The organism is Desulfovibrio sp. 3_1_syn3, assembly GCF_000145315.2.
In the GTDB taxonomy this organism is placed as follows: Bacteria; Desulfobacterota; Desulfovibrionia; order Desulfovibrionales; family Desulfovibrionaceae; genus Desulfovibrio; species Desulfovibrio fairfieldensis.
In genome coordinates, this window is the sequence record NZ_ADDR02000001.1 from 469,106 (window position 1) to 488,364 (window position 19,259).

General features: G+C 62.6%; 16 protein-coding genes. 1 reads left to right on the top strand and 15 read right to left on the bottom strand.

Annotation, left to right across the window (positions count from 1 at the left end; genetic code table 11):
- Positions 1 to 2: 2 nt before the first annotated feature.
- The 11 genes from HMPREF0326_RS01955 to modA form a co-directional block, all read right to left on the bottom strand.
- Positions 3 to 1,859, bottom strand: coding sequence for a fumarate reductase flavoprotein subunit (locus HMPREF0326_RS01955; protein ID WP_008682415.1), 1,857 nt, complete (start codon positions 1,857 to 1,859; stop codon positions 3 to 5).
- A gap of 10 nt (positions 1,860 to 1,869) precedes the next feature.
- Complete coding sequence (locus tag HMPREF0326_RS01960) at positions 1,870 to 2,499, bottom strand: hypothetical protein (RefSeq protein WP_008682416.1); 630 nt, start codon at positions 2,497 to 2,499, stop codon at positions 1,870 to 1,872.
- Between the two features lie 73 nt (positions 2,500 to 2,572).
- The gene (locus tag HMPREF0326_RS01965; RefSeq protein ID WP_008682417.1) at positions 2,573 to 3,136 is read right to left on the bottom strand and encodes a Fe-S-containing hydro-lyase; all 564 of its coding nucleotides are present in this window, start codon (positions 3,134 to 3,136) and stop codon (positions 2,573 to 2,575) included.
- A gap of 14 nt (positions 3,137 to 3,150) precedes the next feature.
- Positions 3,151 to 3,996, bottom strand: a complete 846-nt coding sequence (locus HMPREF0326_RS01970; RefSeq protein WP_008682418.1) for a fumarate hydratase — start codon at positions 3,994 to 3,996, stop codon at positions 3,151 to 3,153.
- A gap of 22 nt (positions 3,997 to 4,018) precedes the next feature.
- Positions 4,019 to 5,371 carry an SLC13 family permease gene (locus tag HMPREF0326_RS01975; RefSeq protein ID WP_008682420.1) on the bottom strand — a complete coding sequence of 451 codons (1,353 nt, stop codon included), beginning with the start codon at positions 5,369 to 5,371 and terminating at the stop codon, positions 4,019 to 4,021.
- A 763-nt stretch (positions 5,372 to 6,134) separates the two neighbouring features.
- On the bottom strand, positions 6,135 to 6,968 hold the full coding sequence (gene phnX / locus HMPREF0326_RS01980) for a phosphonoacetaldehyde hydrolase (RefSeq protein ID WP_008682426.1): 834 nt from the start codon (positions 6,966 to 6,968) through the stop codon (positions 6,135 to 6,137).
- 143 nt (positions 6,969 to 7,111) lie between these two features.
- A protein-coding gene (locus tag HMPREF0326_RS16560) for an IS5 family transposase (protein ID WP_147568320.1) occupies positions 7,112 to 7,869 on the bottom strand; the annotation gives its coding sequence in 2 pieces (ribosomal slippage) (positions 7,112 to 7,545 and positions 7,545 to 7,869; 759 coding nt in all).
- A 337-nt stretch (positions 7,870 to 8,206) separates the two neighbouring features.
- Positions 8,207 to 9,946, bottom strand: coding sequence for a sulfoacetaldehyde acetyltransferase (gene xsc / locus HMPREF0326_RS01990; RefSeq protein ID WP_008682430.1), 1,740 nt, complete (start codon positions 9,944 to 9,946; stop codon positions 8,207 to 8,209).
- 540 nt (positions 9,947 to 10,486) lie between these two features.
- Entirely contained in the window at positions 10,487 to 11,359 is an 873-nt protein-coding gene (locus HMPREF0326_RS01995) for an ATP-binding cassette domain-containing protein (RefSeq protein ID WP_008682432.1), read from the bottom strand.
- Complete coding sequence (modB, locus tag HMPREF0326_RS02000) at positions 11,356 to 12,042, bottom strand: molybdate ABC transporter permease subunit (protein WP_008682433.1); 687 nt, start codon at positions 12,040 to 12,042, stop codon at positions 11,356 to 11,358. Before modB ends, HMPREF0326_RS01995 begins: the two co-directional genes overlap by 4 nt.
- Before the next feature lie 190 nt (positions 12,043 to 12,232).
- The gene (modA, locus tag HMPREF0326_RS02005; protein WP_008682435.1) at positions 12,233 to 12,985 is read right to left on the bottom strand and encodes a molybdate ABC transporter substrate-binding protein; all 753 of its coding nucleotides are present in this window, start codon (positions 12,983 to 12,985) and stop codon (positions 12,233 to 12,235) included.
- Positions 12,986 to 13,227: 242 nt separating this feature from the next.
- Between modA and HMPREF0326_RS02010 the strand changes: the two genes are divergently transcribed.
- Positions 13,228 to 14,358, top strand: coding sequence for a TOBE domain-containing protein (locus HMPREF0326_RS02010; protein ID WP_008682437.1), 1,131 nt, complete (start codon positions 13,228 to 13,230; stop codon positions 14,356 to 14,358).
- Positions 14,359 to 14,615: 257 nt separating this feature from the next.
- Here the strand turns inward: HMPREF0326_RS02010 and HMPREF0326_RS02015 are convergent, their stop codons facing one another.
- The 4 genes from HMPREF0326_RS02015 to HMPREF0326_RS02030 all read right to left on the bottom strand — a co-directional run bounded on the left by HMPREF0326_RS02015 (position 14,616) and on the right by HMPREF0326_RS02030 (position 19,052).
- On the bottom strand, positions 14,616 to 15,314 hold the full coding sequence (locus HMPREF0326_RS02015) for a cytidylyltransferase domain-containing protein (RefSeq protein ID WP_008682438.1): 699 nt from the start codon (positions 15,312 to 15,314) through the stop codon (positions 14,616 to 14,618).
- A gap of 28 nt (positions 15,315 to 15,342) precedes the next feature.
- Positions 15,343 to 15,912 (bottom strand): DUF4952 domain-containing protein, encoded by a 570-nt coding sequence (locus tag HMPREF0326_RS02020; protein ID WP_020990157.1) that lies wholly within the window; start codon positions 15,910 to 15,912, stop codon positions 15,343 to 15,345.
- Positions 15,909 to 17,582: a hypothetical protein gene (locus HMPREF0326_RS02025; protein ID WP_020990158.1), complete on the bottom strand. Its 1,674-nt coding sequence runs from the start codon at positions 17,580 to 17,582 to the stop codon at positions 15,909 to 15,911. The genes HMPREF0326_RS02020 and HMPREF0326_RS02025 overlap by 4 nt, the downstream gene beginning before the upstream one ends.
- Positions 17,583 to 17,864: 282 nt before the next feature.
- On the bottom strand, positions 17,865 to 19,052 hold the full coding sequence (locus tag HMPREF0326_RS02030; RefSeq protein WP_008682441.1) for a DegT/DnrJ/EryC1/StrS family aminotransferase: 1,188 nt from the start codon (positions 19,050 to 19,052) through the stop codon (positions 17,865 to 17,867).
- Positions 19,053 to 19,259 lie beyond the last annotated feature (207 nt).

Genomic DNA, 19,259 nt, shown 5'->3' on the forward strand with positions numbered 1-19,259 from the left:
CCTTAGACCTTTTGCGCAAAGGGCTCAATTTCGCCCTCCCCGATGTCGCCGGGGATAATCTTGCCGCCGCCGTAGCCTCTGTCGCCGGGCGGCAGGATATAGAACGGCGTGGCCTTTTCATAGTTGAGGGTGGGCAGGCTGTCGCCCTCCTTCCAGGTAGCCAGGGTGCGCACCAGCCAGTCCTTGTCGTTGCGCTCGGGGTAATCCTCGCGGGCGTGCGCGCCCCGGCTCTCGGTGCGCTGCTGCGCCCCGTAGGCCGTGCACAGGGCCAGCTTGAGCATGCCCGGCACGCGCAGGGCCATGGAAAGTTCGCCGTGCGGGCCGGGAATGTTGCCGCCGCGCAGGCGCATGTTTTTGCTGCGCTCCAGCAGATCCTGGAGTTTCGCCACACCGGCTTCCAGATCCTTGCCGTTGCGAAAGATGCCCACGTGCTCCATCATTATGTCCTGCATGGCGTTGCGCAGGGTGTAGCAATCGTCGCCCGTGCCCCGGAGCAGGTTTTCGATGCGCTCGCGCACCTTGGCCGTCGCGTCGCTCATGGCCGCCGTGGAGAACACGCATTCATAGCCTTGCAGGAACTCCACAAGCTTCTTGCCCACAACACGGCCCGACACGATGGTTTCGGCCAGGGAGTTGCCGCCCAGGCGGTTGAAGCCGTGCATGTCCCAGCAGGCGGCTTCGCCCGCCGCGAACAGGCCTTGGAGGCCGTAGGCGTGGCCGTCCTTGTTGATGCGCACGCCGCCCATACTATAGTGCTGGGTGGGCCGCACCGGGATAAGCTGATGGATGGGGTTCACGCCCAGGAAGTGCGTGGAGATGTCGTAGACTTCCCGCAGATTGGTGGTGATATGCTTTTCGCCCAGGTGGCGGATGTCCAGCCAGAGGTGCTCGCCGTAGGGGCTGGGCACGCCGAAGCCCTTGCGCATATGCTCGGTCATGCGGCGGGAAACCACGTCGCGCGAGGCCAGTTCGGCCTTTTCCGGCTCGTAGTCGGGCATGAAGCGGTATTCGTTGACGTCCAGCAGGGTGCCGCCGTCGCCCCGGCAACCCTCGGTCACCAGAATGTCCGTAGGCACCGTGCCCGTGGGGTGGAACTGCACGGCCTCCATATTGCCCAGCGGCACCACGCCCGTGTCCAGGGCGGTGATCTGGCCGCCGCCGTCGCAGATCACGGCGTTGGTGGTGGCCCGGTAGATGCGCCCGTAACCGCCCGTGGCGATAAGCGTGGCCTTGGCGAAATAGCCCACCAGCTCGCCGGTGCGCAGGTCACGGGCCACGCAGCCCATGCAGCGCTCGCCGTCATGCACCAGGGCCTCGGCCTGCACGCGGTCGTGCACGTCCACGCCCAGTTGCAGCAGGCGGTTGTCCAGGGTGAAGAGCACGGCATGGCCCGTGCCGTCCGAGGTATAGCAGGTACGCCATTTGGCCGTGCCGCCGAAGGCCCGGGAATGGATCAGGCCTTCATTCTCGGCCTTTTCCGTGGCCTGAAAGGGTTTGCCGCCCTTGTAATAGGTATGCTCGCCGGGCACCACCCGGCTCCAGGGCACGCCCATCCAGGCCATTTCGCGCATGGCGATGGGCGCGGTCTTGGCGAACAGGCGGGCCACCTCCTGGTCGCAGCCCCAGTCCGAGCCTTTGACCGTGTCGTTGAAATGGATTTCCGGGCTGTCGCCGTCGCCCATGATGGAATTGCCCAGGGCCGCCTGCATGCCGCCCATGGCCGCCGAGGAATGGGAGCGCCGGGGCGGCACCAGACTCAGACAGATGACGCTGAAGCCCGCCTGCGCGGCTTCCACGGCCACGCGCTCCCCGGCCAGACCGGCGCCCATGCAGAGAACATCACTTTGAAAAACACGCATACGCACCCCCCTATCCCAGGAACCAGACGCGGGTCAGAGCCAGCACGCCGAGCACAAGGTAACAGCCCATGACAATCCATATCCACCTGCGCCAGCGGACGCGCTCGGCCTTGGTGCACACGCCGTACTTCACGGCCAGGCGATATACGCCGACGCCCGTGTGCAGAATGACGCAGGGCAGAAAGACCACGTAAAAAGCCAGCCAGCCATCGTGCAGGCGCTTGGCGCTGCCCGCCACGTTGATGGGCAGGTTGGTCATGACCGTGTAGACGTGGAAGAACACGCCCACCAGAATGACCACGGCGGTAAAGACCTGCACCAGCCAGAGCCAGGTGTCGGCCTCGCGCAGGCTTCTGCTGTGGCGCACGAAAATGCCCAGCTCATTGGTGCGGAAGGGCATTTTACGAGCCGCGATCCAGAAGTGGAAAATCACCAGCAGCACGATGAGCGGGGCCACGATCTGGGTCAGAAAGGTGGCTTCCAGCAGCCAGGCGATGCCGTTGGTCAGCGCGGGGCTGATCACCACGCTGCCTTCCAGCAGCAGATGGACACAGACGAAAAGGGCCAGCAGCGCGCCGGACGCGGCTTGCCAGAAATCCAGGCGGGTCCGGGCGTCGGCGGGGGATCTCATTGGCGCCATAGCAACTCCTTTAGGAAAGTATTCCGTATTGCGGACACGGCGGCGCACCGGAATGACCCGGCGCGCCAAGCCGCTACAACTGCCGATACGGGGCCTGGCCCGTTTCGTAGTAATTGTCGCCCAGGCTGTCGATGACCACGATGGCCGGGAAATCCTCCACTTCCATGGCGGCCACGGCCTCGGGGCCGAGATCCTCATAGGCCAGCACGGTGTACTTTTTGATGCTGCGGGCGATGAGAGCGCCCGCGCCGCCCACGGCGGCCAAATACGGCACGCCGTGCTTTTTCATGGCTTCCACCACTTCCGGCTTGCGGTAGCCTTTGCCGATCATCCCCTTGAGGCCCTGATCCAGCAGCCGGGGCGTATAGGCGTCCATGCGGCCCGAAGTGGTGGGCCCGGCCGCGCCGATGGCCTGGCCCGGCTTGGCGGGCGAGGGGCCCACGTAATAGACAACAGCGCCGCGCAGGTCCACGGGCAGCGCTTCGCCCCGGTCCAGTGTCTCCACCAGCCGCTTGTGGGCCGCGTCGCGCGCGGCCAGAATAACGCCGGAAATCAGCACCCTGTCTCCGGCCCTCAGGGAGCGCGCCGTGGCGTCGTCAAAAGGGGCGCGGATGCGTTTGACCTGATCGTCGGACATGTCTCGCCCTCCTCTTAGAGTACGACTTCCGCGTGGCGGGCCGCGTGGCAGTTGATGTTCACGGCCACGGGCAGGGAGGCGATGTGGGTGGGAGCCCACTCCACATGCACCTTGAGGGCCGTGGTCAGGCCGCCCAGGCCCTGCGGGCCGATGCCGGTCTTATTGATCATTTCCAGCAATTCCCGTTCAAAGGCCGCGTAGCGCGGGTCCGGGTTGACGCTTTCCAGATCGCGAGCGGCGGCTTTCTTAGCGCAGATGGCCGCCACTTCCATGGTGCCGCCCAGGCCCACGCCCACCACCAGGGGCGGACAGGAATTGGGACCGGCGGCCAGCACAGCGTCCAGCACCACCCGGCGCACGCCCTCGATGCCGTCGGCGGGCACCAGCATTTTCAGCACGCTTTTGTTTTCCGAGCCCGCGCCCTTGGGCGCGAGGCGCAGGCGCAGGCTGTCGCCGGGCACAATGCGCGTGTGGATAACGGCGGGGGTGTTGTCCCTGGTGTTCTTGCGCTCGAAGAGCGGTTCAGCCACGCAGGATTTGCGCAGATAGCCGTCCACATAGCCCCGGCGCACGCCTTCGTTGACGGCGCCCTCAAAGCCGCCGCCCACAATGCGCACATCCTGCCCCACCTCGGCGAAAACCACGGTCAGGCCCGTATCCTGGCAGATGGGCATGGTTTCGCGCGCCGCGATGGCCGCGTTTTCCAGGATCTGGTCCAGAATGTTCCGGCCCACCGGCGACGGCTCCAGGGCGCGGGCCGCCCGCATGGCCTCAACCATGTCCTCGGGCAGGCGGCAACAGGCTTCCACGGCCAGGCCGGCCACGGCCTCCGTAATGGTAGTAACGTGAATTTCCTTCATATTCTCTCTCCGCCGGAACGGCTTACGGATGGAAAGGCCAGATCATGGGAATGAGCAGCCAGCACATGAGCAGGGTGATCAGCTGCAACGGCCAGCCGGCCTTGACATAGTCCAGGAAGCTATACTTGCCCGGTCCCAAAACGATGGTATTGGGCGGAGTGGCGATGGGCGTCAGGAAGCAGGCCGAGGCGGACATGGCGATGCCCATGGTGATGGGCAGGGGCGAAATGCCGCTGGCCAGGGCGATGGGCAGGGCCAGCGGGGCCATGAGCGCGGCCGTGGCCGTATTGGACATGAAGTTGGTGATCAGGGCGGTGAGCGCGCAGCAGACCAGCATGAGCATCCAGGGGTCGGAAACCATGCTCACCACGGCGTTGGCCACAATGGCGGCCGCGCCGGACTTGGCCATGGCCGCTGACATGGAGAGCATGCCCGCGAAGAGGAAGATGGTGGTCCAGTCCACGCTGCGGAAGGCCTCGCGCATGGTCATGCAGCCGGAGATGACCATCAGGCAGGCGCCCAGTATGGCGGCGGTGGTCAGGGGCATGAGTTCGCTGGCCATCATGAAGACCACAAAGGCGAAAATGGCGATGGAGTACCACATCTTGTTTTCACGGCGCGTCTGGCCCTCGGTGACGATATCGTCGTCCATCTGGCGGCCTTCGGGCAGAAAGCGGTGGCCGATCAGGCCGTAATAGGCCAGGCCCACCACCAGCAGGGGAATGCCGATCAGGCCGAATTCAAAGAAGCCGAAAGGCGTCTGGCCGGTCTGGGCCAGCATGGAGTTGATGATGCCGTTGGGCGGCGTGCCCACCAGGGTCACGGTGCCGCCCAGGGATGAGGCAAAGGCCACGGGCATGAGCACCTTGCCCGGCGCCAGCTTGGCCTTGATGCACATGCCCAGAATCATGGGCACGGCCACCACGGTGGTGCCGGTGTTGGACAGCACTGTGGAGAGCAGGCCCACGGCGGCCATGGTGTAAACCAGCAGCAGCACGGTATTGCCCTTGGAGAGCCGCACGGCCAGCGCGCCGACCTTGTCCGCGAAGCCGGTAATGAACGTGGCTTCGCCCACGATGAACATGGCCATGAACAGAATGACCGTGGGATCGCCGAAATAGCTGAAGGCCACCTTGGAGGTAATGACGTGCGTCAGGGAAAGCGCCACCGGCACCAGCAGGGCGGTGATGGGCAGGGGTACGATTTCGGTGAAAAACATGACCGCCGCCGCTACCAGGATGCCCAGGGTAATGTAGGCCTTGGTGGGGTCTTCAGGCAGTTTTATGCCCATGCCCGTGGCGGCGAGAGCGTCCTGCCCCACCAGCAACACAGCCAGGATCAGCAGCATTGCTGCCGGGAAAAAGAACCGTTTCATCCGTCAACCTCCAAAGTTTCAGAGTTGAAGGCGTCCCCGCACGCATGCCGCCAGCGGGGTCCACACGGCCTCCGGCGCACTGCTGGCCGGAATGACTTGAAAAAGATGGAAAAGCATTGCATACGGAAACGATACTGACAACCCCCTTTTGTTGAATGACTGCTCAACTTTTATGTTTTTTTCAAGCATACCGTGATAGATAGAGAAAAAAATTTTATAAATCCGCATGTTGCGTAAAAAATCACAATTCTTTCATGCCTGTTATACCTGTGATACCAAATTGCAATATATATGGTATCAACAGTAAAAAGCCCATCATCCATAGCAGAGTGCACGGACTTTGTGAAAACATTCCACCAATACAGGTGCTGATTCCATTGTCCGCCGCGCCTGCCAGGGCGGACGGCGCTCGGACGCAAAAAAGGCCCGGCCGAAATCTTTCCGGCCGGGCCTTTTTAGAACGTTTTGATATTGAAAATATCCCAACGCCCTGTGCGGATTTTCCACGGAAATCCGCACCACGAAATTATCGCAAGGCGAATTTGCTTCGCCGTTAAGCGATAATTTCAAGCGCAAACGGCTCGAGACGACGCCGAAGAACAAATCCTGCGCAAATCAGGCTGGATCAGGCGGAAGAATTCTCACCGTGGCGCAATATTTCCGCTCACGGCACAGGACTGCTCCCTGCCCGTCACACAGTGGCCGGACGCCCCTCGGGCGCTGCCCCGGCTTCAGCCTGAAAATGAATTGCTCTCAACGCCGTCTACGGGCGTTCGCCCTTTGCCAGGCGGGCGTTGACCTTGTCGATCAGGCCGGGCAGATCCGCAATGCTCGAAATCACATAATGCGCGCCCGCCTCGCGGAAGGCGCGGCCCAGCTCCTCCTCGCGGCGGCAGAGCTCGTCGGCGGGCAGGGCCGCCGCTTCCTCGGCGGTCAGGCCTAGGGCATTGCTGGTACGGGTCACGCCCACGCTCCAGTGCCCCGCGTTGATGCCCTCCTCCACGTCGGCCAGGGTGTCGCCGACCTTGACCACGGCCTCCGGCGGATGCACGCCCAAACGCATGCAATTGAGGTAGCACATCCACGGCCAGGGGCGGCCCTGGGGCGCCTCGTCGGCCGTGACCACAGCGTCGGGTTTGTACCCGGCGGCCTCGGCACGCGGCATGAGGCGCACCATCATGTCCCGGCTGTAGCCGGTGCAGGAGCCGATCTTAAGGCCCTTGGCGCGCAGTGCGGCAAGGGCCTCCACGCAGCCCGGCACGGGCATGGCGTAGTCCGCCAGGGTTTCAGGCATCAGTTCCTGCACGGCGGCAAAAATCGTGTCCGTGGCGGCATCGTCGGGCGCGTTGCCGTGCCCGGCACGCCAGAGTTCGGCCAGACGCGGCATGGCCAGCATGGCCTGCACGTGCTCGCGCTTTTCGCGGCCCATGGGCGCGCGCACTTCAGCCACCTCGGGCTCTATGCCGTGGCGCTCAAAGGCCCGCGAAAACACGGCCACCGGCCCCCGGCAGCCGTGGTCCACCGCCGTACCGGCCCAATCCAGAATAACGGCCTGTACCGGCCCCGTATATGCTGTGCGACGCAGAAAAGGCTTCATGAACTGTCCTCATGTGCGGATTAGAGCATTTTCACAATGAAATTACTCTGTACTGTTACAAGGCCCGCGAGATTTTCGCAGGCGTGCTTTGCCCGCCGTCAAGCGGAAATCTCAAGCGCAATATGTTCTAGGGCCTGTTAACACTATTTCAGAGCTATAACAATCAACGCAAAGACGACAAAGGCCAGGAACATGACATCGAGCTTATCGAAGCGAGTAAAAACACGGCGGAAGCCTTTGAGCCTCCTGAAAAGCCGTTCTACCTCATTACGTCTTTTGTATAGCTCTTTGTCATACTCCCACGGTTTCAGTCGGTTGGGATTGGGCGGCACCACCGGAGTGAAGCCCAACTCACGTCCCAAGCGAGTCGTTTCATTACCCTCATATGCGCCATCCATAAGCAAGCTGCACGGCGCTGGCATCGGCCCCAACTGGACAAGCAGCCTGCGCCCCTCGGGGGCATCGCCGGCGTTGCCGGGAGTGAGGCTGAAATTCAACGCGCATTCAGCATTCGCGGCAACCATATGAAGCTTGGTCGTCCAGCCGCCTCTGGACTTTCCGATGGACTGCGGACCTGTTTTTTTAAGGCCCCTGTTCCATCGGGATGAACCTTAACAATAGTACTGTCGAGAGAAACTGCTTCTATTTTAAGGCGGAGTATCTGCTCTTGTTGAAGGCGTTCAAATATACGGTCAAGAACTCCGTTCTTGCTCCAGCGGTTCATGCGCGTGTAGATGCTGTGCCAACAGCCAAAATTTTTCGGCAGTCCACGCCATTTACACCCATGCTCCGCAACGTACAGAATCGCATTCAACACCTGGAGATTGTCAAAACGGACATTACCTCTTTGGCGCGGGAAGCAGTCAGCGATTCTCTCATATTGTTCGCGAGTAATTTGCATAAGACATTCTTACGGAATACTCGCTCTTTGTCAAATAGTGTTAACAGGCCCTAGAGCAGATTAACTTTGAAATTTTATAAATTTCAAAGTTGGCATTCCGGCAAAAAGCGCGGTTATCGCTGCTGTCGATCCCCGTATGGCTCCGTTGTCGCCAACGGGGACAGCACTTCGGGCTGCCTTCGGTCGCTTTTCCGGAATCCGCGCCGTGTTCGGCGTTAGAGCATTTCAAAGTTGAAATACTCTAAAAAAAAGAAAGCGCGGGGAAATTTCCCCGCGCCGCCGTCAATCAGCGGCCCCGCCGGAAGATCCGGCGGGGCCGCGTTCAGTCAACAGTCACTTATTTGGGGAAGTACTTCTTGTCCAGCTTTTCGTACTTGGGCAGGAAGCGGGTAGGCAGCGCCAGAGCGTCGCGACGGAAAGGCGGCGCAAGGCGGGTGCCGTCGGTCATGATTTCGATGACGGCCGGACGGCGGTTCTTGTAGGCCGTTTCCAGAGCGTTGGCCAGGTCGGCCTGGGTGTTGACGGTGTAGCCGTCGGCACCCATGGATTCGGCGATCTTGGCGTAGGACTTGGACCAGATGTCCGCGCCCACGAAGCGGTTGTTGTAGAAGTCCACCTGGTTCTTCTTTTCCGCGCACCAGGCACCGTTGTTGTACACGGTGGCGATGACGGGCAGGTTGAACTGGCAGGCGGTGGGCACTTCAAACAGGCTCATGCCCCAGGCGCCGTCGCCGGCGATGGAGACGACCGGCTTGTCCGGGCAGGCGAGCTGCGCGCCCAGAGCGGCCTGATAGGCGAAGCCGGTGTTGCCGAAGGTCAACGTGGCGATGTCGCGTTTCGGATGACGGAAACGCAGGTAGCTGTTGGCCGTGGAGGAGGTGTTGCCGATATCGGTGGTGGCGATGGCGTCATTGTCGTAAATGAACTTGCCGACCACTTCCAAGGCCTTGCGGGGGTGCAGGCGGCCTTCGATCACGGGTTCGTTGGAGATCTCGTCGATTTCCTTGTGCCAGAGGGCCAGCTCTTCCTTGACCTTGTTGGCCACGGGCGTGATGTCCTTCTTGGGCATGGCGTCACGCAGCTGCTTGTACAGCTCTTCGGAAGCGTCCTTGGCATCGGCGCACAGCCCCACGGTGATGGGGTGGGTCTTGGCGATGTGCATGGGATTGATGTCGATCTGGACGATCTTGGCCGTCTTGGGGAAGTAGTTGATGCCGTCCTGGGGCAGGGTGCCGAAGTAGGACAGGCGGCTGCCGATGGCCAGGATCACGTCGGCCTTTTCCATCAGGCGCATGGCGGCATGGGAGCCCATGTAGCCGATGGGGCCGCACCACAGCGGATGGTCGGCCGGGAAGGCGTCGTTGTGCAGGTAGCTGCAGGCCACGGGAGCGGCGATGTGCTCGGCCAGGGCTTTGACGGTGTCCACGCAGTCGGCGTCAACCACGCCGCGGCCGGACACGATCACGGGATTCTTGGCGGCTTTGAGCACTTCGACGGCGTGCTTGAACATTTCCGGATTGCCGATGCCGCCGGGGGCCACGCGGTACTGGGAGGGTTTCAGGATTTCTTCATCCAGCTCGCCGTAGAAGTAGTCGCGCGGGATGTCCACCAGCACGGGGCCGCGCATGGCGTAGGCGGCGCGGAAGGCGGTGCGCAGAATGTCAGCGGCGCGTTTGGGATGGGGCACGCGCAGGGAAGCCTTGGTGATGGGCTTGAACAGATTCCACGTGTCGCATTCCTGGAAGCCGTCCCAGCCCACGGAAGCGGAACCGGCGCTGGGCGAAAGGATGATCATGGGGCTGTGCGCCATGTTGGCGGTAGCCACGGCGGTCACGTAGTTGGTGATGCCGGGGCCGTTCTGGCCGATGACAACGCCGGCTTTGCCGGTCATGCGGCAGAAGGCGTCTTCCATGTGGCCGGCGGTCTGCTCATGGCGCACGGAGATGAAGTCGATGCCCGCGGCCGGGAAGAGGTCCAACAGGTCCATGTAAGCGGAACCGAGGATACCGCTGACGTGTTTAACGCCTTCTTCCACCAGGACTTCGGCCATGGCCTCACTGGGAGTCATTTTAGGCATAATTGCTCCTTTTGCTTTCGCGCTGTTTGTGATGCTTGCGATCCGCAACCGCCCGTTCCTCGCGCCCGCATCTCCGCGGCACGTCGGAGAAAAACGGAAAAAAGGGGAAGAGCGGCCTGCAGGGCCTGAGAACACCCGAAAATTGTGACAGAAGTAGCAAATTGCGTGCCGGACGGAAGGCTTTCGTATCCGCCTCAATTTCATAGCTCTTTCCATGCAGCGGCCTTGCGGCGGCTTTTCTGGACGGCAAAACTGTCTTATAATCCGGACAGTGTCTGTCAAAAGTGTTCAATCTATCGGACAGATCGGACAGTTTGGAGCACTGTGATTTTATTTTACATGACTCCCGTGCCGCTGTCACCGCTGCCGTGCGGACAGAGGCCGCCGGGGCCGGTGCAGGGCCGGACGCGCGCGACATGCCCGAAGACGCGCAAGCGCCGGGTGCAAAAAAGCGGAACGCGCCGCTGGAGTCGCAACGGCAGCGCGTTCCCTCTGGCCGGGACCTCGCGATCCGGACCAAATCTCTTTTTCCATTTTGCGCTACCGGCTCCCCACCGCTCCTTCGGCCCGCGCCGAAGCCGTACGCGGCGTCAGGGCGGCAGCAAAAGCCGCCGGGCGTGCGGGAGGGGGCATCAAGGCCGCGGGATTCGCGGCGCGCTGCCGCGCCCCGCCCCGCTCTTCCTGCAAATGCCGCAGGCATTGCCCGGCTGTGGCGAAATTCCGGCGCGCGCCGCGGTAATCCGGCACCTGCCGGGCCTGCCCGTGGTCATAGAGGATCAGGCCACCGGCAAAGGCATCCACATCGTCGGGATCATGGGTGATGATCACGGCCGGGATGGTCAGATCAGCCAGCAGTTCCAGCAGTTCCTCGCGCAGGCGCTCGCGCAGCAGCGGGTCCAGGGCGGAAAAGGGCTCGTCCAGCAAGAGCAGTTGCGGGTCGGCGTTGAGAGCGCGGGCCAGGGCCGCGCGCTGGCGCTGCCCGCCCGAAAGCTGGACCGGCAGATGCCTGGCCAGATGCCCGATGCCGAAGCGCTCCAGCATGGCCTGGGCCTTGCTCCGCTCCGTCGCGCAGATCCGCCAGGGCCAGCAGCCGGTACGGGCGTAAGCCACATTCTGGAGCACGCTCAGATGCGGAAACAGCGCGTAATCCTGAAACATATAGCCGATGCGGCGGCGGCGGGCCGGTACGCAGACCTTGGCCGCGCCGTCATAGAGCACGCGCTCGCCCAGGCGGATATGCCCGGCATCCGGGCGGGTAAGCCCGACCAGGCATTGCAGGGTCAGGCTTTTGCCCGAGCCCGAGGGGCCGAACAGAACCACATGCTTCTGGCTGTCGCCGATCTCGTAGGCCACGTCCAGGCTGAAGGGCGTGTCCGCATTCCGGAACGTTTTGCGCAGATGCAGCGAGATCATCGGGACCGCCTTTTCCATTTCAGTTTCAGCAACAGTTCCGCCGCCATCAGCAGGCTGACGCAGACAGCGGAGGTAATGATCACCAGCCAGACGGCCTGGACGTCGTTGCCGGCCTGAAAAGCGTCATAAATGGCCAGGGCCAGGGTCTGGGTCTTGCCGGGGATATTGCCCGCGATCATCAGCGTGGCCCCGAATTCGCCCATGCCGCGCGCGAAGGCCAGCATCAGCCCGGCGAAAATGCCTCTCCAGGCCAGGGGCAGGGAGACGCTCACAAAAACCCGCCACTCCGAGGAACCCAGGGTGCGGGCCGCGTTTTCCAGGTGGGGGTCCACCTGCTCCAGAGCCGCCCGCGCGGATTTGTAGATCAGGGGAAAAACCACCACCGTGGCCGCCACCACGGCTCCCTGCCAGGAAAAGATCAGATTGATGCCCATGTCGGCCAGCCAGTGGCCGAATACCCCGCGCCGCCCCACCAGCAGAATCAGATAATAGCCCAGCACCGTGGGCGGCAACACCAGCGGCAGGGTGCAGAGGGCGTCCAGAAGGGCGGGCAGGGGCCCTCTTTTTCTTGCCAGCAGCCAGGCCATGAGCGTGGCCGCCACAAAGGAGAACAGGGTCGCCAGGCTCGCTACCCGGAGGGAAAGCTCCAGCGGGCTCAGAATGGATATCTGATCAAAATCCATAAGATCGGGTCACCCTGTCCGCTGCAAAGAAAAAAATCTGACGACACGCCTGGATATTCCACGGCATTTGAGGATTTTTGACCGCCGACAAGGCACATATATTTTTTGCGCGGGGAGTGGGTTCTTCTCGCCCATGACCCAAGCAAAAAACATGTGTAACGCCGCCGGCGGTCAAAAGGACCAAATCCCGTTAAGGCTTGGAGAAGCCGTACTTGGCCAGCACCGCCTGCCCTTCCGGCGAGAGCACGAAGTCCAGGAAGGCCTGTCCCATCTTGGGATTCTTGCCCGTAGTGGCCACGGCGATGGGATAAAGCACGGGCTTGTGGCCCGGCACCACCAGGACCACGTCCACCTTGCCGGCCTGCTGTTTGGCATCCGTGCCGTAAACAAAGCCCGCGTCCACTTCGCCGCGCGCCACATAGTCCAGCACCTGGCGCACGCTCGCCCCTTGGATCACCTGGGGTTGAAGAACGTCCCAGAGTTTGGCGTTGGTCAGGGCCTCGCGGGTGTAGCGCCCGGCGGGCACGGAATCGGGATTGCCCACGGCGATGCGCTTGAAGTTCTTGAGGTCGGCCAGATCAGCGGGCTTCTTGCTCCCGGCGGGCACGATGAGCACCAGGTCGTTGAGCGCGAAATCCTTGCGCGTAGCCGGGTCCACCACCTTGGAGGCCACGGCCTTGTCCATGGTGGCCTGATCGGCGGAGGCGAAAACATCCACGGGCGCGCCTTCCTGAATCTGCTTCAGCAGCGGATTGGAGGCGGCGAAGTTGACGTGCGCGGTGAGGCCGGGATGTTTTTTCTCAAACATGCCCTTGAGCTCGGTAAAGGCGTTGGTCAGGCTGGCCGCCCCGGAAATGGTCATTTCCGCGGCCTTGGCGGGCAGGGCCAACAGGCCGACACAGGCCAGGGCCAGAAGAATGCGGGAAAGGAAGGGCGTCTTCATGTGTTTTGTCTCCTCCATGAGTAGTACTGACGAGAAAGAAGGCCGACGGCGGCGACAGAGGGCGCGGTCGGGGTTATAGCTACTCTACCCCAGCGGCACGGACCGGCAAGCCGTTCACGTTTTGGGCAAAAAACGTGAACGGGGATCAAAACGGGTGCATACGCACGTTTTACGACAAAAACGTGAAGGCTGTACAAAGCCGGTGTTCTATTTGTATAAGGAGGAAAAAACGCGGAAAAGGCATGGACAAAACAGCAAAGCGTGAAGAACTGGCGGCGCTGCTGCGCTCGCTCTCCCCGGCGGACACGGCCTGGCTGCGGCAGCGACTGCTGCGGCGGGATTCCGTTGCCCTGCTGCAGGATACCGGCCGGATCAGCCCGCAGGAACTATTGAGCGTGGAGTCCTGGCTCTGGGAACGGGCAGCGGCGGCGCGCGGTCCGCGCGAAAAACGCCCCCGCCTGCGCATGTGGCTGATTTTCATGCTGTTGCGCTACGCGGGCCTGCGCCTGGTGGAAATTTTCGCCCTGGGTCCGTCGGATATGGATTTGCAGGGGGGGATCATCCGCGTGAAGGGGGCCTGCGGCCGCGAGGTGCCGTTGCCCTTGGCCGTGAGCCGTCGCCTGCGGCGGGTGCTGGAAGATCCGGGCCTGTTTCCGGCCAGCCCGGAACTGATGCGTTGCGACGCCAGTTACGTGCGGCGCAGCCTGCAACAGTGCGGCGCGGCCTGCGGCCTGCCCAAGGGCCTGCTCAGCGCGCGCAGCCTGCGCCACAGCCGGGCCCTGGAACTGGGCCGGCAGGGCCTGCCCCTGCCGGTGGTGGACATTTTTCTGGGACGGCGCGCCGGGCCCGGCCAGAGCGGCATTGTGCGCTGCGATCCGCAGAAGGCGCAACGCCTGTTGCGTGAACAACTGCAGAGGGAGCGACCCATGAAAACCAGCGCCCGGAACGTGTTTCAGGGGCGGATCGTTGCATTGCGCCAGTCCGGCCTGCTGGTGGAGGCCATTCTGAGCACCGCCGGCGGCCTGCGCGTGGCGGCCCTGATCACGGATGAGAGTTACCGCAGCCTGGCACTGGAGGAAGGCAAGCTGGTCAACGCCAGCGTGAAGGCCCCTTGGGTAATGATCGAAGCGGGCGCGCCGGAAGGCGGCGACGGCCGCGTGGACGCGACGTCCGGCGCGGAAAACCGCTTCGCCGCCGTGGTGGAACGGGTGCGCGAAGACGGGATGGTCATGGAAATCCTGGCGGCCCTGCCCGAAGGCAGCCAGATCTGCGCCCTGCAAAGCAAAGGTCCGGCCACAGGCGCGCCGCTGCGCGCCGGAGACAAAATCACGGTGCTGTTCAAGGCCTTCTCCGTGATCCTGAGCCTGGATTAAAGGCTGTCTCTAAATCGGCTCTTTTGACTTCCGGCGGCGTTATCGATGCTGTCTTTATCCGTAGCGGCCATGCCGCCAACGGCTGAAGAAAACTGCGTTTTTTGCTCCAGTCGAGCACCATCAGAGCACACTCCTTCCGCAAAAAACTTGTTTCCCTTGCCGGAAGGCCAAAATTCCTCAATTTAGAAACAGCCCCTGGAGTGAATCACCTTTTCAACGCTGATTCACTCCACAGCAATTCCTCAGAGTAATTTCAGTCAGTTTGAAAAGACGTTGACAATGGCGCGGGCGTCCATGTCCGGCGACAGGGGCAGCAGGGCCAGCCGCCGGAAGTCCTCGGGCCGGTCCATATCCAGCTTGAGGTCCGGACGGCGCAGCCAGTCCTCTTCCGGGTCAAAGGTGGAAATGCGGAATTGCGCGGCATTGTCCCAAATGTAGTTCAGGCAGTGCTCACGCTGGGAGGGCTGCTTTGCCCTGGCGTCCAGGTCATCCAGCAGTTCACGGGAGAGAACTTCGGCCCCCAGGCCGTCGGGCCAGAGGTTGTCGCGCGGAATATGATTGTAGGCGTAGTCGCAGTCCGTGCGTTCATAATGCGCCAGCAGCCGGTCCACGGCTTCGCCCCAGATCAGGGGATTGTCCGCGCAGACGCGCACCACCAGATCCGCCTCCGCCTCCCTGGCGGCCAGACAGAAACGGGCCAGCACGTCGTTTTCCGACCCGGCCAAGCAGGGCACGCCCCGGCGTTGCAGATGCTCCAGCAGCACCCGGTCCAGTTCCGTATCCGGCACGGCGACCATAATCCGGTCCAACCGCCGGGATTGGGCCAGACGGCGCGTCACCCAGTCGATGACGGGCAGATCGCGCAGGCAGAGCAGGGATTTCAGGGGCAGGCGGCTGGACCCCAGCCGGGCCTGGACAATGGCCACGCTTTTGCCGTGGCGGGCATTATGGGACATGGTGTTTTCCTTATCTCTCACGGCGGGTTCAGGGTTTTTCCAGATCCAGAAGCACCGTGACGTAAAACCAGGGAATCAGCAGCCACTCCGAGCGCTCATAGTATTCCGTATCCCCGCTGCCCATGCGCACGCGGCATGTGCCGAGCAGGCCGCCGTCAGCTTGAGCCGACGCCCGGGACAGTCCCGACCGGCGAAAGTCGAAACGTCCCTGGCCGTTCTTTTCCATTTCCCAGCGACAGCAGACATAGACCAGCGGGCGCATGCCGCTTTCGCGCCTCAAGACGTCCTCCACCAGCGCCGCGTCCGCGCCGCGCACCCGGTAGCGGGCCGCCAGAACGGGAAACTGAGCGTCACGGCCCGGCTCGCAACCCAGAAATTCCAAGACGTCCGGCTTTCTCCCGGCCATGGCCAGGAAATCGCCGCAGGCCGGGCCCGGCGGCAGAGGCGGCGCAACGGCCTCCCCGGCCCCGGCCGGAACCGGCAGCCCCAACGCCAGCAGGGCGCAGAACAACAAGACAAGCGCGGCCAGGCGTTGCGGGCAAGGCAGCCGGGACAATCCGGACGGCTGGGGCGGCAATGCCCGCGTGTACCCACTCATGTCTCGTCCCGGTCCAGAAGATCCAGCATCAGGCCCACCACCCGCGCCTTGTTGGCCGTGAAGTCCAGGCGGTTCTGGCGCTCCCAGAAGCGCGCCCGGCGGGCCTGCTTGAGCATGGCCAGAAAGACGTTACGGATTTTGACGTCATCCACGCGGTCCATAAGGCCCACAAAGGCGAAGCCGTTGCGCGGGCGGGCAAAGGTGTGCCGGGCCTCGCGCTCGTGATGGGCCAGAACCATGCCGGGCACGCGCATGTGCGCCAGCTCATAGACCGTGCGCCCGGCCGAACAGATGGCCAGGTCCGCGCCTTCCATCATCCGGCTCATGACGTTGGTGGCCCAGGTGAATTCCACCAAGGGGTTTTCCAACTTGCGCAGATGGGCCTCCATGGCTTCCTTGTGGGCGTAGCCCGGCCCGGCCACCAGGCGGACCGAAATGCCGTAGGCCCGGCAGATGGGTTCGATGATGTCCAGTATCCGGCGCGAGCAGTCCCGCTGGTCCGTGCCGCCGAAGGTGAGCAGCACGGTGCGCACGTCGGGCCGCAGGGGATTGCGCCGTGCGCCCACAAATTCGTCGCGCAGACAGAAATAGTCCGCCCCGCAACGCAGGCGCTCCGTAGTCCGGCCGCTTTCATACAGGGCGTTGACCACCAGGTTGGCCAGAGTCGCGCCCGGCCCCTCGTCCTCGAAGTTGACGCAGCGCGCGCCGCCCGCGCGCAGGCGCTCCATATAGGCCGCGTCCGTGTTCAGAAAGTCGTTGACCACCAGGTCGGGCCGCTGGGCCAGCACCGTGTCGGCCAGATCCTCGTGCCCCTGGCGCACGATGCGGTAGTCCTTGCGGGCGATGCTTTCCACGGCCAGCTCGCTCTCGCGCGTGCAGACAAAGGTGATCTTGTGGCTGGTAATCTCATGGGCCAGCATGAGCGCGCGGAAGACATGGCCCATGCCGATGGCCGGATAGCCCGCCACCACAAAAACCACATGCCGTCGCCGCAGCAGGCGTTCGCAGATCCACCAGTCCTGATAGCCCTGGATTTCAATGGCCCGCTCATTGAGGAAATAGGGGATCACCTTGTTTGGACGGGGCACGGGGGCGCGGCCCGGTCCGGATACGACCTGCGGCGTCTCCCGCAGCAGGGCCAGGCGCAAGATGATCAGGGCCCGGCTTTCCACCAGAAGCTGCTCCTCGCCGCAGGCGCCCGCCTCGCCCGTGGCGCAATCCAGCAGCCTTTCCAGGCTGTCGCCGCGCACGTTCCAGATGCGCTGGCGCACGCTTTTTACCGTGACCAGGCTGTCGGCCCCGGCTTCCAGATATTTCTTCCAGGCGTCCTCCACGTCCACCCAGGTCAGCAACGGGCAGGAGGCGCGCAGGATGATGCAATGCTCGTAGCGGCGCGCCAGATCGCCCAGCAGGTCGCGCATCTCGGCCACAATATCCAGGCTGGTGAAGCGCAGATCCTTGTTCCAGTGAAAGCCCACGCCCGTCCGCTCGCAGATCAGCGAGATTTCCTGGCTGTCCGTGAGCACCACAATGTCCTCGCCCGGAGCCACGGCGCGCGCCGTGTGGATGGCCCGCTCCATAAGCGTGACCCCGGCCAGCTTTTTGACCAGCTGGTCGGGGATGACCGCGTTTTTCTTGATGGCCGGGATGACGATGCAGCGTTCTTTCACGGGTTCCACTATCTCTGACCCAACCTGAAAAGATGGATTTTGTTCCCTGGCAAGAAAGAGGCTCGGCAAGGCACAGGGATAAAGCATTTCAACGTTGAAATGCTCTAACGCCAAACGCGGCGTGGATTCCGGCAAAGCGACCGAAGGCAGCCCGAGGGGCTGTTCCCGTTGGCGGCAACGGAGCCATATGGGGATCAATAGCAACGATAACCACGTTTTTCACCGGAATGCCAACTTTGAAATTTGTAAAAATTCAAAGTTGATCTGCTCTAAAGACGCTTTTCAGCGCAAGGAAGTCAGCACGTCGCGCGTGGCCGCCAGCATGTAGTCAAACTCTTCTTCGCTCAACCAGTGCTGGAAGGGGAAGGAAATCATGCTGTCGAAAAAGGCGTCCGCATTGGGGCAATTTGCCGTGCCGCAGCCCAGGCGCTTATAGTAGTCGTAACGGTCCAGCGGAATATACTGCACCACGCATTTGACGCCCTTTTCCCCGGACATGGCGCGCATGAAGCGGTCGCGCATCTCCGGGCCGGTGGTCATGCGGGCGGCCAGCAGATGGTAATTGTGGCGGCGTGAGTCCACGCGATGGAATTCCAGTTCCGGGAAATCGGCCAGAGCGTCCATGAAACGTAGGGCGCGTTCCCGCTTCCGGTCGTTGATAGCGTCAATGCGGTCCAGCAGTTTCGCGCCCAAGGCGCATTCCACTTCGCCCAGGCAATAGTTGTTGGGCATGAGCATGTCGCCGTCCAGCATGGGCACGTCCACATTGCCCATGGCCGGTTTCCAGTAGTCCGGGCGCTCGAAGTCATAGGCGCAGTGCCCGTTGTGGCGCAGGGCGGGCACCACGGCGGCCAGGGCCGGGTCGCGCACGTAGAGCATGCCGCCCTCGCCCAAGGTGGTCAGGTTTTTGTGCGAGTGGAAGGAGAACACGGCCATGTCCCCGAAGCTGCCCGCTTTTTTGCCGTCCACTTCCGCGCCGATGGCCTGGGCCGCGTCCTCGATGAGAATCAGGCCGCGCTCCTTGCAGAGGGCCGCTATGGCGGGCATGTCCGCCACATAGCCGTAGAGATGGACCACCACCACGGCCCTGGTTTTGGGGGTCAGAACTTTTTCGATGCTCTCGGCCGTGACCACGCGGGTGTGCGGGTCCACGTCGGCCCAGACCAGGCGCGCGCCCTTTTTAAGATAGGGATAGGCTGAAGCCGTGAAGGTGTGCGAGGGAATGACCAGCTCGTCGCCGGGCTTGAAACGGCAGAGCTGGGCCGACATTTCCAGGGCCGCGCAGCCGTTCATGGTGGTGAAGCAGGAGCCATCGGCCACGCCCTGATAACGCGCGAACTTGCTTTCAAACGCGCGCATGTACTGTCCCTGGGTCAGAGGATCGGCGTTGCGCATGGCCTCCACGACCACGGCGATTTCCTCTTCCGTATAGCGGATGGCGCGTCCGCTGAAATTGACCTTGATGTCCATCTCACCCTCCATGGGAGGTTACTAAAAACGGCATTTGAAATCTTTTTGCCGCCGGCAAGGACTATGGGCTGTTGCGGCCTGCCGCCTACAGCCCATGATGCCTTGGCGCAAACGAACTTTTTATGACGGGAGTGGACTCTTTTGGTCCATGACCGGAATAAAAAGCGTGTTTGCTTTAGCCGTTGGCGGCGTTACCGCCTTACGGAT

Bases quoted from the DNA above. Each gene is read 5' to 3' on its own strand.
- HMPREF0326_RS01955 (WP_008682415.1), bottom strand. From the start codon at position 1,859: ATGCGTGTTTTTCAAAGTGATGTTCTCTGCATGGGCGCCGGTCTGGCC.
- HMPREF0326_RS01960 (WP_008682416.1), bottom strand. From the start codon at position 2,499: ATGGCGCCAATGAGATCCCCCGCCGACGCCCGGACCCGCCTGGATTTC.
- HMPREF0326_RS01965 (WP_008682417.1), bottom strand. From the start codon at position 3,136: ATGTCCGACGATCAGGTCAAACGCATCCGCGCCCCTTTTGACGACGCC.
- HMPREF0326_RS01970 (WP_008682418.1), bottom strand. From the start codon at position 3,996: ATGAAGGAAATTCACGTTACTACCATTACGGAGGCCGTGGCCGGCCTG.
- HMPREF0326_RS01975 (WP_008682420.1), bottom strand. From the start codon at position 5,371: ATGAAACGGTTCTTTTTCCCGGCAGCAATGCTGCTGATCCTGGCTGTG.
- phnX (WP_008682426.1), bottom strand. From the start codon at position 6,968: ATGAAGCCTTTTCTGCGTCGCACAGCATATACGGGGCCGGTACAGGCC.
- xsc (WP_008682430.1), bottom strand. From the start codon at position 9,946: ATGCCTAAAATGACTCCCAGTGAGGCCATGGCCGAAGTCCTGGTGGAA.
- HMPREF0326_RS01995 (WP_008682432.1), bottom strand. From the start codon at position 11,359: ATGATCTCGCTGCATCTGCGCAAAACGTTCCGGAATGCGGACACGCCC.
- modB (WP_008682433.1), bottom strand. From the start codon at position 12,042: ATGGATTTTGATCAGATATCCATTCTGAGCCCGCTGGAGCTTTCCCTC.
- modA (WP_008682435.1), bottom strand. From the start codon at position 12,985: ATGAAGACGCCCTTCCTTTCCCGCATTCTTCTGGCCCTGGCCTGTGTC.
- HMPREF0326_RS02010 (WP_008682437.1), top strand. From the start codon at position 13,228: ATGGACAAAACAGCAAAGCGTGAAGAACTGGCGGCGCTGCTGCGCTCG.
- HMPREF0326_RS02015 (WP_008682438.1), bottom strand. From the start codon at position 15,314: ATGTCCCATAATGCCCGCCACGGCAAAAGCGTGGCCATTGTCCAGGCC.
- HMPREF0326_RS02020 (WP_020990157.1), bottom strand. From the start codon at position 15,912: ATGAGTGGGTACACGCGGGCATTGCCGCCCCAGCCGTCCGGATTGTCC.
- HMPREF0326_RS02030 (WP_008682441.1), bottom strand. From the start codon at position 19,052: ATGGACATCAAGGTCAATTTCAGCGGACGCGCCATCCGCTATACGGAA.